At 70.6% G+C, this 16,091-nt stretch carries 12 protein-coding genes; 5 read left to right on the forward strand and 7 right to left on the reverse strand.

Annotated features, from left to right (window positions below; all coding sequences use genetic code 11):
• Positions 1-5: 5 nt before the first annotated feature.
• From EPD65_RS01315 to moeZ, 4 genes are read right to left on the reverse strand one after another with little or no spacing between them, the layout of a single operon-like run.
• Positions 6-3,197 (reverse strand): ATP-dependent helicase, encoded by a 3,192-nt coding sequence (locus EPD65_RS01315; RefSeq protein WP_131581165.1) that lies wholly within the window; start codon positions 3,195-3,197, stop codon positions 6-8.
• Positions 3,197-6,445, reverse strand: a complete 3,249-nt coding sequence (locus EPD65_RS01320; RefSeq protein ID WP_243640372.1) for an ATP-dependent helicase — start codon at positions 6,443-6,445, stop codon at positions 3,197-3,199. Before EPD65_RS01320 ends, EPD65_RS01315 begins: the two co-directional genes overlap by 1 nt.
• Before the next feature lie 48 nt (positions 6,446-6,493).
• A complete protein-coding gene (locus tag EPD65_RS01325) occupies positions 6,494-7,336 on the reverse strand; it encodes a hypothetical protein (RefSeq protein ID WP_207891364.1) in 843 nt (280 codons plus the stop codon).
• A gap of 57 nt (positions 7,337-7,393) precedes the next feature.
• Positions 7,394-8,623 (reverse strand): adenylyltransferase/sulfurtransferase MoeZ, encoded by a 1,230-nt coding sequence (gene moeZ, locus EPD65_RS01330; RefSeq protein ID WP_131581167.1) that lies wholly within the window; start codon positions 8,621-8,623, stop codon positions 7,394-7,396.
• A 227-nt stretch (positions 8,624-8,850) separates the two neighbouring features.
• On the opposite strand from moeZ, the gene EPD65_RS01335 reads away from it, so the two are divergent.
• The 5 genes from EPD65_RS01335 to EPD65_RS01360 all read left to right on the forward strand — a co-directional run bounded on the left by EPD65_RS01335 (position 8,851) and on the right by EPD65_RS01360 (position 14,170).
• Positions 8,851-11,112 carry an immune inhibitor A domain-containing protein gene (locus tag EPD65_RS01335; RefSeq protein WP_131581169.1) on the forward strand — a complete coding sequence of 754 codons (2,262 nt, stop codon included), beginning with the start codon at positions 8,851-8,853 and terminating at the stop codon, positions 11,110-11,112.
• A 123-nt stretch (positions 11,113-11,235) separates the two neighbouring features.
• Complete coding sequence (locus EPD65_RS01340; RefSeq protein WP_131581220.1) at positions 11,236-11,835, forward strand: TetR/AcrR family transcriptional regulator; 600 nt, start codon at positions 11,236-11,238, stop codon at positions 11,833-11,835.
• A gap of 36 nt (positions 11,836-11,871) precedes the next feature.
• Positions 11,872-12,108, forward strand: a complete 237-nt coding sequence (locus tag EPD65_RS01345) for a DUF3107 domain-containing protein (RefSeq protein ID WP_243640373.1) — start codon at positions 11,872-11,874, stop codon at positions 12,106-12,108.
• Positions 12,109-12,231: 123 nt separating this feature from the next.
• Complete coding sequence (locus EPD65_RS01350) at positions 12,232-12,516, forward strand: hypothetical protein (RefSeq protein ID WP_131581171.1); 285 nt, start codon at positions 12,232-12,234, stop codon at positions 12,514-12,516.
• A gap of 238 nt (positions 12,517-12,754) precedes the next feature.
• On the forward strand, positions 12,755-14,170 hold the full coding sequence (locus EPD65_RS01360; RefSeq protein ID WP_131581175.1) for a DEAD/DEAH box helicase: 1,416 nt from the start codon (positions 12,755-12,757) through the stop codon (positions 14,168-14,170).
• 172 nt (positions 14,171-14,342) lie between these two features.
• Here EPD65_RS01360 and EPD65_RS01365 read toward each other — a convergent pair whose 3' ends face one another.
• The 3 genes from EPD65_RS01365 to EPD65_RS01375 form a co-directional block, all read right to left on the reverse strand.
• The gene (locus EPD65_RS01365) at positions 14,343-15,086 is read right to left on the reverse strand and encodes a histidine phosphatase family protein (protein ID WP_243640375.1); all 744 of its coding nucleotides are present in this window, start codon (positions 15,084-15,086) and stop codon (positions 14,343-14,345) included.
• Positions 15,087-15,088: 2 nt separating this feature from the next.
• Positions 15,089-15,829 (reverse strand): zinc ribbon domain-containing protein, encoded by a 741-nt coding sequence (locus EPD65_RS01370; protein WP_243640376.1) that lies wholly within the window; start codon positions 15,827-15,829, stop codon positions 15,089-15,091.
• Between the two features lie 38 nt (positions 15,830-15,867).
• On the reverse strand, positions 15,868-16,091 hold a 224-nt coding region (locus EPD65_RS01375; protein WP_207891365.1), incomplete at its 5' end, for a Nif3-like dinuclear metal center hexameric protein.

A 16,091-nucleotide genomic window follows, 5' to 3' on the forward strand; every position in this document is an offset into this window, starting at 1 on the left:
ACCGGTCACGGCCGGAGCAGCGCCTCGAGCTGACCTCGACCGGGCAGGTCGTCGTGCACGACCGTGCGTCCGGTCCGGACGTAGTGGAACGCCGCTCGGACGCTCTCCAGCGGCACCCCCGTGAGCTCCGCCCACGCGAGCCGGTAGACGGCCAGCTGGAGCGGGTCTGCCGTCTCGGTTTTGCTGGTCTTCCAGTCGACGACGAGGTAGCCACCGTCGGGCTCGGCGTAGACCGCGTCGATCCGGCCGCGCACGACCTGACCGTCGAGGACCAGCGCGAACGGCGGCTCGACCGCGAGCGGCACACGCTCGGCGAACTCCCCTGCTTCGAAGGCAGCGACCAGCTCCCGGAGCTCGGCCTCGTCGATCTCGGCGTCGCCCGCCCCCGGCAGCTCGTCGAGGCCGATCAGCTGCTGCTGGCCGAAACGCGCCTCCACCCACGCGTGGAAGCGCGTGCCGAAGCGGGCAGCAGCGGACGGCTTGCGGGGCATCGGCCTCGCCAGGTCGCGCGCGAACGCGGTGACGTCGTCGCGCATCCTGCTCAGCGAGGTCGCCGACAGCGACGACGGCATCGGGACGGAGATCTCGGTCGACCGCTCCGCATGCGCCTCCGCGATCAGCCGCTCGAGCTCGGCGTCCCACTCCTGGACGACCGATGCGTGCACGAGGTCGAGCTCCTCCTCCGGCGAGGTCAGGTCGACGGAGCGGACGCGGGCGGCCGCCTCCCGGCGCAGCTGTGCCTCGCGGCCGACGCCGGTCAACGGCCACGAGACGCTCGGGTCGATCTCGTCGAGGGGGTTGGTCTCACCCTTGGCAGGCACGTCCAGCCAGCCCTCCGGCGGGAGCCCCCACGCGACCAGCGCGTCACGCACCACCCGCTGGTACGCCGACGGGCCGTACGCCGTCTTGCGGGTGCCCCATTGGTAGGAGCTCACCACCAAGCGGCGGGCCGCGCGGGTGAAGGCGACGTAGCCGAGTCGGAGCTCCTCCTCCGCCCCGTGCGCCCGGGTGGCCTCGCGATAGGTGTCCAGCGCCTTCTTGTCCCAGCCGTCCAGCATCGGCTGGTCGATCGCATCGCCACGGAGCTCAGCGGGGAGCACCGACGGCGAGGAGGTCCACAGCGTGCGGGAGCGGTTGGACGGGAAGCGGGTCTCGCAGACGCCCACGCAGAAGACGGTGGCCCACTCGAGGCCCTTGGAGCGGTGGACGGTCAGCAGCTTGACCGAGTCGGCCTCGGTCGGCGTCGCGACGTCGAGGCCGTTGCCCTGGTCGTCCTCCGCGGTGAGGTAGGCCAGCAGCGCGGCAAGCGAGACGTCGCCGTCGACCGCCTGGAAATCGGCAACCGCCTTCACGAAGAGATCGAGGTTGTCGCGCCGCGCGGCAGCGGCGGGGCTCACGGCCGCCGCGAGCTCCACGTCGACCCCTGAGGCGTCGATGATCCGGCGTACGACGTCGAGCAGCGGGTCGCTGGCGTGCATCCGCAGCACGCGGAGCTCGGCGGAGAGCAGCGCGAACCGCTCCCGCGCCTCGACGCTGTAGGCCAGCTCGCCGGGATCGTCGAGCGCATCGCCCAGCGAGGCGACCTCGGCAGGGTCGACGCCGTCGGCGATCTGGGTCAGCTGCTCGTCGATGCCACCGGCAACCTGGCGGCCGCCGCGCCCCGCAATCTCCGACGCGCGCTGGCCGAGCAGCTTGAGGTCGCGCGCACCGATGGCCCACCGCGGGCCGGTGAGCAGCGTGAGCAGAGCGGCGTTGGCGGTGACGTCGTGGAGCAGGTGGAGGGTCGCCACGATCTCCGCGACCTCCGGCAGGCGCAGGAGGCCGGAGAGGCCGACGATCTCCACCGGGACACCGGCCGTCGTCAGCGCGTCGAAGACATCCGCCGCATGGGCGTTGTCACGGACCAGCACGCCGATGTCGGACCAGAGCCCGTGCCGCTCCCCCGTGTGGGCGGCGGCGACCTCGGTGGCGAGCCACGCCAGCTCGTCGGCGTACGTCACGAAGGTGCGCGCCTCGACCACTCCGTCGCCAGCGCTCTCCGGAGCCTCCAGCGGTGCGACCTGGTCGAACTTCTCGAGCAGCGGCTGCGCCAGGCCGTTGGCGACGTCGAGGATCCGGCGCTCGGACCGACGGTTGACCGTCAGTGGGTGCACCGCGACACCGGAGGGTCCGGTGATCGCCGGGAAGGCCTCGGCGAAGTTGAGGATGTTGGAGACGGACGCGCCACGCCACCCGTAGATGGCCTGGTTGGGGTCGCCGACGGCGGTCACCGGGTGGGCGTCGCCGAAGATCCGGCTCAGCATGATCGCCTGCGCGACGGAGGTGTCCTGGTACTCGTCGAGGAGCACCACCTTGAAGCGCGCCCGCTCGATCTCGCCGACCTCGGGCTGCTCGACCGCGAGACGCGCCCCGAACTCGATCTGGTCGGCGAAGTCCATCAGGCCCAGGTCGCGCTTGAGCCGCCGGTACGACGCGACGAGGCCGAGCATCTCCTCGCGACGTTCGATCACGTTGAGCACCCCGGCCAGCGCATCGACGTGCGTCTTGACCCGCTTGCCGTCCGCCAGCTCGGCGCTCGCCCGAGCGTGTGCCTCGCCGAATCCCTCGCGCGCACGTGCGTCGACGCGGCGCACGTCGTCCGGGCTGACGAGGTGCTCGGTCATGGCTCCGTCCAGCGCGAGGAGACCCTGGATGACGGTCGGCGGGTGATCGGACAGGAGCCGCACGTCGCCGGTGTAGCGGTCGACCACGCGTGCACCGAGCTGGTAGCGCGCGGCGTCGGTGATCACCCGGGTGTCCGGCTCGTGACCGATCCGGAGCCCGTGGTCGCTGAGAAGCGTCGAGGCATAGGCGTTGTACGTCGCGACGGTCGGCTCGAGCACGTCCTCCGGCTCACCGTCATCGCCAATGCTCGGCTCCATCACGCCCGCCCGCTCGAGTGCCTCGCGGATCCGGACCCGGAGCTCCGCGGCGGCCTTGGTGGTGAAGGTCAGGCCGAGCACCTCCTCTCGCCGGACCTGCCCGGACGCGACGAGGTAGACGACGCGCGCCGCCATCAGCGTGGTCTTGCCCGATCCGGCACCGGCGATGACCACGGCGGGCTCCAGCGGCGCCGAGATGGCCTGCCACTGCTGTGCGCTGGGTGCGTAGTCGGTGCGCATGAGGCGCTGGAGGTCCTCGGGAGACTCGATCGACATCACTGGGTCACCACCGATCCTGCGGACTTCGCCGGGCAGATCGCGGTGAACGCGCACCGCTCGCAGTGCGGGCCGATCACCGCAGGAAACTCCTCGGCGCGGACCAGCGAGGCGGCGAGCGCGAGCTGGTCACGCAGACGCGCCCGCTCCGGGCCGTCAGCAGAGTGCTGCGTCTGGCGCTGCACCTGTGCCTCGGGCAGGCCGTCCTCGAGACCGAGCTGCAGCAGCTCGGCGCCGCCCGAGCCGGCGGTGACGCCCTCGATCGCGCCTGCGTCGACGGCGTACTGGTAGAGCGCGAGCTGGGTGTGCCGCTCGACCGCCGGGCCGGTCGGCTTACTGCGGCCGGTCTTGAGGTCGACGACGACCACCCGGCCTGCGGCGTCGAGCTCGAGACGGTCGGCGTAGCCGGTCAGCCGGACGCGCTCCCCCTCGGCGATCTCGACCTCGGCGGAGAAACGGGCCTCGGTGCCCAGCAGCTCACGCGGGTTGCCGGAGTGCCATGCCAGGAACTTCACCAGGGCGCCGCGGACCCGCTCGTGCTCGCGCGCCGACGACCACGGCGTGCGGAACGCGAGCCGGCCCCAGACCGCGTCGACGTGCTCCATGAGAACGCCGAGGTCCGGCGCCAGGTCACCGGTCGCCACCCGCTCCGCGACGGCATGCACGAGCTGGCCCAGGTTGGCGGACTGGTGAGCGGCTCCGGCACCGCCCGCCTCACGCTCGAGGAACCAGGCCATCGGGCAGGTCAGGATGCTCTCGAGCATGCTCGCCGAGACCGGCACGGGCTCCTCGGTGGCCCGCAGCGGCTGCTCGCTGAACGACGCAGCCCGGGTGCCCCACCAGCTCGACGGGTCCGCGATCACGATGCCGTCGCCGGCGAGCCGCGCGAGGCGCCGTGCAGCGGCCTCGCGAAGAGGCTCGGCCAGATCGGGATCAGTGACCGTGCGACGCAGCTCGGCAACCAGTCCGCCCAGCGACAGCGGGCGCCGGGGCCGCCCCGCGAGGTGGTGGATCGGCAGGCTGTCGCGTCGCTCGCGGACCACGTCGAGCGGGAAGAGATCAGAGAGGAAGCGGGACGGCTGGTCGCCGTCGTCGTCGCTGGACTTCACCGCAGTGACGACGAGCCGCTCCTGGGCACGGGTGCAGGCGACGTAGAAGAGCCGGCGCTCCTCCATGAGCAGCTCACGGGTCGTGACCGGTGGCTGCAGCACAGGAGCGCCCGAGGCGTCCGCGCCGATCAGGTCAGCGCCGAGCAGCGACGACCGGCGCCGCAGATCGGGCCACCCGTCCTCCTGGACGTGCGCCACGACGACGAGGCGCCACTCGAGGCCCTTCGACCGGTGGGCGGTCAGCAGCCGCACTGCGGCGCCGCGGACGCCCCGCTCGGCCATCGTGTCGCCGGGAAGCTCCTGCGCAACCAGGGTCGCCAGGAACGTCGCGACGCCGGTGTGGTCGCGCTGCTCCTCGACCCGGGCCGCCGCCTCGAAGAGGGCGCAGATCGCGTCGAGGTCGCGGTGTGCCCGGCGCGCCGAGCCGCCGCCCACCTCGACGCCGCGGCGCAGGCGGGCCGACCAGCCCGTGCCGTCCCACAGGGTCCAGAGGACCTCTTCGGCAGTGGCGCCGGCAACCGTCTGTGCCCGAGCGGCCACCAGGAGCTCGGACAGGGCACGCGCGCGCGTCGCCTCAGGCCCGGTGAGCCCCACGAGGAAGCCGGGCTCGACGACCGCGAGGCGGATCAGCTCGCGCGAGGGTCGCGCCGGCACGCCCGCCTCGGCTGCGAGCGCCTTCTCCCGGGCCCGCAGCACGCGAGCGAGCCGACGCGCATCACCGGCGTCGAGCCCACCGAGCGGGCCGGTCAGCAGGGCCTCCGCCCGCGCCGCGCCGACGTGCTCCACCGACTCGGGGTCCTGGTCGTCGAGATGGACGACGGCACGGAGCGCGTCGAGCAGCGGGAGGACCGCAGGGTCACGCACGAGCGGGAGGTCGTCGGAGGCGACCTCGACCGGCACGCCAGCGGCTGCGAGCGAACGCCGCAGGGCAGGAATCGAGGACCGGCCGGAGCGGACCAGGACGGCCATCTCGTCCCAGCCGATGCCGTCCTCGAGGTGTGCCCGCCGCAGCAGGTCGGCGAGGTGCTCGGCCTCCGCCCGCTCGGTGTCGTAGGTGCGGACCTCGACCAGACCGTCGCCGAAAGGTCCCGCGACGGCCCGCGGCGCGAGGAAGGCCTCGCGTGCCTCCATCGGAATCGTGCCCTGCAACGACAGCCGGCTGGCAACCGCCTGGCTCGCTCGCAGGAGCCGTGGGCCGAAGCGCCGCGTCGTGGCCAGCGCGACCACCTCCGCGGGCGAGCCATCAGCCTGCGGGAAGGCGGTCGGGAACTCGAGGATCCCTCGCACCTCGGCACCGCGGAAGGCGTAGATCGACTGGTGCGGATCGCCGACGACGGTCAGCGACCGCCCGTCACCCGCGATCGCCTGCAGGAGTGCGACCTGGCCCGGGTCGGTGTCCTGGTACTCGTCGACGAAGACGTGCGTGAAGCGCTCACGCAGCTCCGCGCGATGGGCCTGTGCCTCGAGGGCAGCCCGTCGGATCAGGTCGGCGTAGTCGGTCGCTCCCTGCGCGTCGAGGATCGTCAGGTACTGCTCGAGGAAGGCGCCTGCCGCGACGAACGCCGGCAGGTCATGGTCGCGGCCCAGCGCGCTGAGCTCGTCGGGCGAGAGCCCCTTCTCGCGCGCCCTGCCGAGCACCGCGTGCACCTCGCGGGCGAAGCCCCGCGTGCCGAGCGCCCGGCGCAGCGCGTCGGGCCACTGCACCGACTCGGGGTGGTCGGCCAGCAGCTCGCGCAGGACCACGTCCTGCTCGGGCGCGGAGAGCAGGCGCAGCGGTGCGTCGTAGAGCTCCTTGGGGGCATACGCCCGGATCAGGCCGTACGCGAAGGAGTGGAACGTCGAGCACATCGTCGCGGTCGTCGTGCGCCCGATGCGCGCCGTCACCCGGTCACGCAGCTGCTCGGCGGCCTTGCGCGAAAAGGTCAGCGCCAGGATCGCCTCGGGCCGCACGCCGTCGCGCTCGATGCGCGTCGCGATCGCTTCGACGAGTGTGGTGGTCTTGCCCGTGCCCGGGCCGGCGAGCACGAGCAGCGGACCGCTCGCGTGGTCGACGACGCGCTGCTGCGCCGCATCGAGCAGCACCGTCGGGCCACCGGTGGACGGCGGCACGAGACGGTAGGTGGGCGCGGTGTCGAGCACGGGACCAACCCTGTCAGACACGACCGACAGATCCGTCGGCGCAGGCCGTCACGAGGTGTGGAAACGCACCGTGCCCGGGACCAGGCGGAGGCCGCTGATCCCCGCGTGCGCCTGGGCGTACGCGAGCTCGCGGCTCAGGTCGCCGACGCCGTTGCTAGTGCCCGACAGCCCGAAGGCAAGCGTGGAGAGGACGCCGACCGCCCGGCCGTCCGGCCCGAGGTAGCCCGACCCGGAGTCGCCCGGGATGCCGGTGCCGCCGCGTACGACGTGCTCCCAGCCGCTTCCCTCGGTCGCGGTCTTGCGCGCGGTGCGGGCCGACCCGTTGCCGCCGAGCTTCATGCTCGATGCGCCGTACGTGTAGAGCGTGCTGCCGACCGGTACGCCGTCGGTGTCGAGGCCGACGGGCCCACCGGTCTTCGGCATGGACGGGTTGACCTTGCCGACCGAGGCGGCGTCGACCCGGACCAGCGCGAAGTCGTTGTAGGCGCAGCGAATCGCACTCTTCTCGTGGCGGGCCTGCATCGTGTGCCACGAGCTGTAGACCAGCCGCCCGCTACCGGTCGTGGTGCCCGAGGTCAGGAGCCCCGCGCCGGTGCCGAAGGTGACGGGGGTGCCCATGGCCAGGCTGCGGGTGGTGCAGCCGTTGATGTCGTTGGAGTCGCCGGTGCCCGCGCAGTGGGCGGCGTAGCCGACATAGACGCGGTGCGCGTCGTCGGTGAAGACGAAGTTCGCCGTGCACTGCGCATCGCCGGTGAACATCTGCACGCCGGGATGGATCGCCGCCGTCGACGACGGAGCCCACCGCGACGCGCCGTCCGCCGCGCCCACCTGCGCCCCGGAGGCAACAAGGGCGAACAGGACAGGGAGGACAAAACGACGAAGGCGCGGCACGAGGAGAAAGTACCCCTCGTGCCGCGCCTCCGCGGCGTTCTTTGCTGCAGTCCTCGATCAGTACGACGGCTGCGACGGGTCGATCTGGTTGACCCAGGCCACGACGCCACCGCCGACGTGCACGGCGTCGGAGTAGCCCGCGCCCTTGAGGATCGCGAGCACCTCGGCCGAGCGGACGCCCGACTTGCAGTGCAGGACGATCTGCTTGCCCGAGTCGACCGACGGGATCTTCTCCAGCGCGGAGCCGTTGAGGAAGTCACCCTTCGGGATCAGGACGGCACCGGGGATCCGGTTGATGTCCCACTCGACCTGCTCGCGCACGTCGATCAGCTCGAAGTCGTCGCGGTCGTCGATCCACTGCTTGAGCTGGTGGACCGAGATCGTCGAGCCGGCAGCAGCGTCGGCCGCCTCCTCGGAGACCGCACCACAGAACGACTCGTAGTCGATCAGCTCGGTGACCGTGGCGTTGTCGCCGCAGAGCGCGCAGTTCGGGTCGCGACGGACCTTGAGCTTGCGGTACTCCATCTCGAGCGCGTCGTAGATCATCAGCTTGCCGACGAGCGGGTCGCCCATGCCGGTCAGCATCTTGATGGCCTCGTTGACCTGGATCGAGCCGATGCTCGCGCAGAGCACGCCCAGGACGCCGCCCTCGGCGCACGACGGGACCATGCCCGGCGGCGGCGGCTCGGGGTAGAGGCAGCGGTAGCAGGGCGCCTCGGCCGCAGCCTCGCGCATCACCGGGTCGTCGGAGTTGCGCAGGCCGGCGGCGTACACGGAGGCCTGGCCGTCGAAGCGGTAGATCGAGCCCCAGACGTACGGGATGCCCAGGAAGTACGCCGCGTCGTTGACCATGTAGCGCGTCGCGAAGTTGTCGGTGCCGTCGACGATCAGGTCGTAGCCCGTGAAGATCTCGTTGACGTTGTCGTTGTCGAGACGCTCGGCGTGGACGATGACGTTGACCAGCGGGTTGATCTCGGCGACCGACTCGGCAGCCGAGGTCGCCTTCGGGCGGCCGACGTCGGACTGGCCGTGGATGATCTGGCGCTGCAGGTTCGACTCGTCGACCTCGTCGAACTCGACGATGCCGATCGTGCCGACGCCGGCGGCCGCGAGGTACATGAGCGCCGGGGAGCCGAGGCCGCCCGCGCCGATCACGAGGACCTTGGCGTTCTTCAGGCGCTTCTGACCGATCATGCCGACGTCCGGGATGATCAGGTGACGGCTGTAGCGGCGGACCTCGTCGACGGTCAGCTCAGCTGCCGGCTCCACGAGTGCGGGGATGGACACGCAAGGCTCCTCGGGTCGAAAAAACGTCAGCGACGTGCGGATGTGGCCAACACGTCGTACGGACCCATTGTTCCCCACGGTCCGCGAGCGCCGGTCCCGTGACCGAATCGCAACCAGCAGATGTCTGGACAGTACAGGCGACCCAGACCAAAGTCGCAGCAGGCGCAACCCGCCGCTGCTCCCGCCTTGCCTGACGGGGGCGGACAAACACCTCGGAAGGCACACACGTGAAGAAGTTCGCTCCAGGTCTGCTGGCCGGGACCACAGCGCTCGTGCTGAGCGCCGCGATCGTCCCGGCAGCCCACGCCACCACCGGCTCCGACACCTCGAGCGGCGCACCCGCCGCCTCGTCGCAGCAGAACGACAACCGTCCCGGTCCGCTCACGAAGAAGCAGGACAAGCTGCGCGCCAAGGCGCTCGCCACGCTCCGCAACGGAGGTACCCCGAAGGCGCGCAAGGGCGGCGGTGCGACGCTCCAGCTCAAGAAGGGCAACGGCGCGAGCACGTATTACGAGTTCCCGGTCAACCGGACCGACAAGATCCTGACCTTCCTGGGCCAGTTCAGCGACTTCCCGCACAACAACATCGCGGCGCCTGACCGCACCAAGGACAACTCCACGACGTGGGTGCCTGACTACAACAAGGCGCACTACGACGACATGTTCATGGGCAGCGGCGACTCGTTCCACGATTACTACAAGCAGCTCTCCGCCGGAAAGTACGACGTCTCGCTGACCACCGAGGACTGGGTCGACGTGCCCGGCACCGCCGCGTCGTACGGCGCCAACGACGACGACAAGCGGGCCTGGCAGTTCATCGCCGACACCGGCAACTCCTGGTATGCGCAGCAGAAGGCCGCCGGCAAGAGCGACGCCGACATCAAGAGCTACCTGGCCCAGTTCGACCAGTGGGACCGTTACGACCACGACAACGACGGCAACTTCAACGAGCCCGACGGCTACATCGACCACTTCCAGGCGATCCACTCGGGCCAGGGTGAGGAGGCGGGTGGCGGCGCCCTCGGCGAGGACGCCATCTGGTCCCACCGCTGGTACGTCGCGACGGGCTACGGCCGCTCCGGCCCGCAGGGCAACCTGCTCGGCGGCACCCAGATCGGTGACACGGGCCTGTGGATCGGTGACTACACCGTCGAGCCGGAGAACGGTGGCCTCGGTGTCTTCGCCCACGAGTTCGGCCACGACCTGGGCCTGCCCGACTACTACGACACCGCGGGCGGCGACAACTCCACGGCGTTCTGGACCCTGATGAGCGGCGGCTCCTGGCTCAACCACGGCGGCACCGATGGCATCGGCACGACGCCGGGCCTGATGGGCCCCGAGGAGAAGGCGGAGCTCGGCTGGCTGGACTACTCGACGGTCAACTCGGGACAGTCCGGCCGCTTCAAGCTCGGCCCGTCGCAGCACCAGTACGACAACCCCGCCACGCCCAAGAACGAGAGCGACCAGGCCGTCAAGGTGAACCTTCCCGACAAGGAGACCACAACGACGTACACCACGCCCCCGGAGGGCACGCACGCCTGGTGGAGCGGTCGCGACGACAATCTCAACCAGACGCTGACCCGGTCGGTCCCCGCCGGTCAGACGGTGACGGTCTCGGCCCAGGCCTGGTACCAGATCGAGCAGGACTACGACTACCTGTTCGCCGAGTACTCCACGGACGGCGGCGCGACCTGGCACGACGCCGCCACGCCCGTGACCGGCTCGAGTGACTGGACGACCCTCTCGGCGACGTACCAGGCCGGCGGCCAGCCGACCCTCTTCCGGTTCCGGTACGCCACGGACGGTGGCGTCAACGAGGCAGGCGCATTCCTCGACACGATCTCGGTCGCTGTTGACGGCACCAACGTCCTGACCGACGGCGCGGAGAGCGGCGACAACGGCTGGACGGTCAAGGGCTGGACGGCGTCGACCGGCACCGACAGCAAGGTGAGCCCGCAGTACTTCTGGCTCGAGAACCGCCAGTACGTCGGCTACGACAAGACCCAGGCCGAGGGCCCGTACAACTTCTCCGAGGGCGTCACCCGGCCGAACTGGGTCGAGTTCTTCAAGGACCAGCCAGGCATGCTGGTCTGGTACGTCGACCTGTCCTACGCCAACAACAACACCTCCGCGGCGCCCGGCCACGGTGCGGTGCTGCCGGTCGACGCCCACCCCAAGGCCTTCCGATTCCCGGACGGCACCAAGCCGAGCAACCGTCGCCAGCCATTCGACGCGACGTTCGGACTGACCCCGGTGCCGGAGACCTGCCTGCACAAGCAGAAGCTCGTGAGCGGCGAGGTGCAGACCCTCGCGGCCTGCGCGCCGGCCAACGCAGGCATCTCGACGTTCAAGGACAGCGGCGAGGACGCCTACTACGACCCGACCAACCCGCAGGGCTCGACGAAGCTGCCGGGCTCGGGGGTCTCGGCGAGGGTGATGAGCCAGAGCGGTGACTCGCTCACCGTCCTGGTCCAGAACCCGGCGGTCTGATCCGCCGGACACACATCCGGACGACCCGCCCGTCTCCTGCGTCGTCGCACTCACGCGGCTTGTAGGCTGCAGCAACAACGTGGGAACGGGAGGGTCGTCGTGACGGCTGAGGAGATCGAGGACATGCGTCCCCGAGGTGGTCGGCTTCCGCGTCATGCCCGTCGGGCCCAGCTGCTGGACTCGGCGCTCGAGGTCTTCGCGGCGCAGGGCTACCACGCCGCCGCCATGGACGACATCGCCGCGCGGGCCGGCGTCTCCAAGCCGGTGCTCTACCAGCACTTCCCGGGCAAGCTCGAGCTCTACCTCGCGCTCCTCGAGTCCGCCTGCGACGCGATCATCGAACGCACCCGCGAGGCGCTGCGTTCCACGCAGGACAACAAGCTCCGCGTCGCCGGCACCATGGCCGCCTTCTACGACTACGTCGCCGCCGACACCGGCGCCTTCCGTCTGGTCTTCGAGTCCGACCTGACCAGCGAGCCGGCCGTCCGTGAGCAGGTCGAGCGTGTCACCACCGAGTGCGCGGCCGCCATCACCGAGGTCATCGCCGAGGACACCGGGCTCCCCGCCGAGGCCGCGCACCTGCTCGCCGTCGGCCTCGTCGGCATGGGCCAGGTCAGCGCCCGCTACTGGCTCAACGACCCCGGCTCGCTCTCCCGCGAGCAGGCCACCGCCCTCGTCTCCGGCCTCGCCTGGCGCGGCATCGGCGGCTACCCGCTCCACTGACACACCCCCACACGCAGACCAGCTCACGCAGCACAGATGAAGGAGGACCTCATGGAGGTCAAGATCGGTATCCAGAACGTCGTTCGCGAGGTCATCATCGAGACCACCGAGACGGCGGCTGCGGTCGAGAAGCTGGTCAACGACGCGATCGCCGACGGCGGCATCCTGTCGCTCACCGACGGCAAGGGCCGCCGCGTTGTCGTTCCGGTCGCGACCCTGGCGTACGTCGACTTCGGTGGCGGCGTCGCGGGGCACGTCGGCTTCCGCTCCTGAGCAAGCCGGTGCGTCGCTGACGCCACGCTGTCGCAAGCCGTTGCATCCTCAGCCACATGAGGGCAATGTGACGGGCAGCAGGGCTCGCCAACGGGGGCGAGTCCCCGGCGAAAGGATCGTTCAATGATCGGGACCATCATCGCGGCGCTTGTAGGCGGCACCATCCTCGGCGTCCTCGGCAAGCTCGTTGCCCCGGGCGGCCGTGACAACATCCCGCTCTGGCTGACGGTCGTCTGCGGCATCGGCGGCATGTTCATCGGTAGCTATGTCTACGCCGCGATCTTCAACTGCTCCGACATGAACAACTGCACGAACGGCGTCGACTGGTGGCGCCACCTCTGGCAGGTTGTCGTCGCTGCTGTCCTGGTCGTCATCGCAGCCGGTATCACCGGCCGCAAGCGGGCCTGACACTCACGCATTCAGCAGTCCCCGACGCCCCCTGCATCCGACGATGCAGGGGGCGTCGGCGTTGTCGGTAGACTCACGCACGTATGTGCGCGGTTGACCCGGTAATGGAGTCGGCCGCTCGACCTCCCAACCGGAAGAACTGAAAACCGTGACCACTTTCCGCGACCTCGGCGTGCTGCCCGAGATCTGTGACGCCCTTGAGCGCAAGAACATCATCGAGCCCTTCCCGATCCAGGAGATGACCCTCTCGGTCGCCCTGATGGGCACCGACCTGATCGGCCAGGCCCGCACGGGCACCGGCAAGACCCTGGCGTTCGGCATCCCGATCATCCAGCGCGTCGTGACGGTCGACGACCCGGCGTACGCCGGCATGGCGCAGGGCAAGCCGCAGGCGCTCGTCGTCGCTCCGACCCGTGAGCTCGCGCTCCAGGTCTCCAACGACCTCGAGCTCGCCGGCTCCGACCGCGGTGTCCGCGTCCTCACCGTCTACGGCGGCGTGGGCTACGACGGCCAGCTCGAGGCCCTCCAGTCCGGCGTCGACGTCGTCGTCGGCACCCCGGGCCGCCTCATCGACCTGATGAACAAGCGCGCCCTCGACATCTCCCACGTCAAGGCGCTCGTCCTCGACGAGGCCGACGAGATGCTCGACCTCGGCTTCCTCCCCGACGTGGAGCGCCTGCTTCGCGGCACCCCGGAGACCCGCCAGACGATGCTCTTCTCGGCCACCATGCCGTCCGCGATCATCACCCTGGCCCGCATGCACATGCGCCACCCGATGAACATCCGCGCCGAGTCCGCCGCCGACGAGCAGACCGTGCCGGCGACCGCGCAGTACGTCTACCAGGTCCACGACCTCGACAAGCCGGAGATCATCGGTCGCGTCCTGCAGGCCGACGACGTCGACAAGGTCGTCGTCTTCACCCGCACCAAGCGCCAGGCGCAGCGTGTCGCCGACGACCTCACCGAGCGTGGTTTCAACGCCTCGCCGCTGCACGGCGACATGGCGCAGGTGGCCCGCGAGAAGGCGATGGACAAGTTCCGCGAGGACAAGGTCAAGATCCTCGTCGCCACCGACGTCGCCGCCCGCGGCATCGACGTCCGCGGCGTCTCGCACGTCATCAACTACACCTGCCCCGAGGACCACAAGACCTACGTGCACCGCATCGGCCGCACCGGTCGCGCCGGCGCCACGGGCACCGCGATCACGTTCGTCGACTGGGCCGACCTGCAGCGCTGGAAGCTCCACAACAAGGAGCTCGACCTGCCGTTCGACGAGCCGGTGGAGACCTACTCCACCTCGCCGCACCTCTTCCACGACCAGGGCATCCCGGAGGGCACGAAGGGTCGCATCAAGGCTGCCGCGCCCGTCGAGCGCAAGCCGCGTACCGAGGGTGGCGGCCGCGGTGGCTCCGCCGCGGGCGAGCGCTCCGGCGACCGTCCGGCGGGCAACCGCAACCGCAACCGCACGCGTACCCGCAGCGGCGAGAAGGTCGAGGGCGGCACGACCGCCCCCGCCACCGCACCGGCCACGACGCCGGCTGCCGAGGGCGAGGCCGCGGCTCCGTCGGCCAACCGCAATCGCAACCGTCGTCGCCGTCGCCCCTCGGGCACCGGTGGTCAGGGCGCCGCTGCTGCGGCTCCCGCCGCCGAGTAATACCGACCGCACACGAAGGCCGCGCTCCCACCGGGGGCGCGGCCTTCGTCGTTCGTGCTGCTGCCAAACTGTCAATCTGACACTTTGGCAGCACGTGACAGGACGGAAGTGTCACGTCAGGCGAAACTGTCAATCTGACAGTTTGGCGCGCGCCCGCGCCGCCCTCCCGGCGTCAGAGGGGGAAGGCGCCGTCCCAGTGCGCACCGGGCGTGGCGTTGAACACCCGCATCGAGGCCATCAGCTCATCGCCCTCCGACCCGCCGAGGAACCAGCTCAGCACCGTGACGGACGCCGGCTGCAGCTCCATCCGGTAGAGCGCCTCGAGGGGCGCGCCCAGCGCCTGGGCGACCAGCGTCTTGATCGGCGTGACGTGGCTGACCAGCACGACCGTCTTGCCGGCGTGGGCCTCGATGACGCGCTCCAGACCGGCGAGCACGCGTGCCTGCACGGTCCGGAACGACTCTCCCCCGCCCGGGGCGTGGTCGAGGTCCCCGAACCATGCCTTCAGCTCGTCCGGGAACTTCTCGGCGACCTCCAGGAAGGTCATCCCGTCCCAGGTGCCGAACTCCATCTCGGCGAAGCCGTCGTCGACCAGCACCTCGCGCTGACCGAGCACCTCGGCGACGATCTCCGCCGATTCCAGGGTGCGGCGTACCGGTGAGGACAGGACGACGTCGACCTGCTCGCCGACGGTCGCGAGCCACTCGGCCGTCTCCCACACGTGCCGGCGGCCGAGCTCGTTGAGCGGCGGGTTCGCCGAGGCCAGACCGCCGGAGAACCGCTTGTCCGTGGTGTGGTCGGTCTCGCCGTGGCGGACCAGGACGATGCGGGTCGGGGCCATGCCGGGACGGCCCCAGCCGCGCGACGGCGCGGACGAGGTCGAGCCGTCGAGCCCGGCAGTCTGCCCCTGGGTCACGCTCAGATGCCCGACTCGGAGGTGCGGACCAGGATCCGCTCGCACTCGGGGCACCGCAGCACCTCGTCGAGCGGCGCCTTGGCCAGCTCGGCGAGGTCGCCCGGGTTGAGGGTCAGCTGGCAGCCCCCGCAGGTGCGGGCCCGCAGCGCGCCCGCGCCGATGCCGCGCGACGCGTGGAGCCGGTCGTACAGGGCGAGCAGCGGCGCGTCGACACCGACGACAGCCTCCGCACGGCGACGCTGCGCACCATCGAGCTCGCGCTCGACGGAGACGGACTTCTCCAGGCGGCGGGCCTCGAGCACTTCGCGCTGCTCGACCGACTCACCCACAGCCGCCTCGGCCTTGGTGAGCTCCATCTGAGCGGCCTCGAGCATCTCCATGACCTCGAGCTCCTCGTCCTCGAGGACGCCGATGCGGCGTTCGAGGGACTCCAGCTCGTGCGACATCGCCTGGATCTGCTTGGGATCGGTGATCAGGCCCTGCTCGAGCCGGCTCCGGTCGCGCTCGCGGCGGGCCTTGACCTGCTCGACGTCGGCGTCCGCCTTCTTCTGCTCCTTGGTCAGGTCGTCGACGCGGATCTTCGCGTCGCGCATCCGGTTGGTGCGCTCCGACTCCTCCGCCGCGAGCGTCGCGAGCTCGGCGATCTCGGGGAGCGTCTTCAGCTGGTGCGTCAGCTGCGAGATGCGGGCGTCGAGGTCAGCGACGTCGAGAAGCTGGGCCTGGATGGCGGGGTCGGCCTTCACCGGAATCTCCTGCAGGGTTTGAGTTGTGAGAGGGAAGCTCAGATCCGCGCAGTCCACGGATCCGTGCGGATCGCGCTGACGCGGGTCTCCACCGTATCGCCCAACGCCGCCTGCAGCTTGCCGCTGACCACCGGAAGCCACGTCCACTCCGCTGCCCAGTGGGCTACATCGATGAGCGCAGGGCCGCCGGCCTCCACGAACTCCGCCGCGCGGTGGTGGCGGAGGTCGGAGGTCACGTAGACGTCGACGTCCGAGCCCGCGA

This window comes from Nocardioides jejuensis, from assembly GCF_004337475.1.
Lineage (GTDB): Bacteria > Actinomycetota > Actinomycetes > Propionibacteriales > Nocardioidaceae > Nocardioides > Nocardioides jejuensis.

Bases quoted from the DNA above. Each gene is read 5' to 3' on its own strand.
- EPD65_RS01340 (WP_131581220.1), top strand. From the start codon at position 11,236: ATGCGTCCCCGAGGTGGTCGGCTTCCGCGTCATGCCCGTCGGGCCCAG.
- EPD65_RS01350 (WP_131581171.1), top strand. From the start codon at position 12,232: ATGATCGGGACCATCATCGCGGCGCTTGTAGGCGGCACCATCCTCGGC.
- EPD65_RS01360 (WP_131581175.1), top strand. From the start codon at position 12,755: ATGACCCTCTCGGTCGCCCTGATGGGCACCGACCTGATCGGCCAGGCC.
- EPD65_RS01345 (WP_243640373.1), top strand. From the start codon at position 11,872: ATGAAGGAGGACCTCATGGAGGTCAAGATCGGTATCCAGAACGTCGTT.
- EPD65_RS01315 (WP_131581165.1), bottom strand. From the start codon at position 3,197: ATGTCGATCGAGTCTCCCGAGGACCTCCAGCGCCTCATGCGCACCGAC.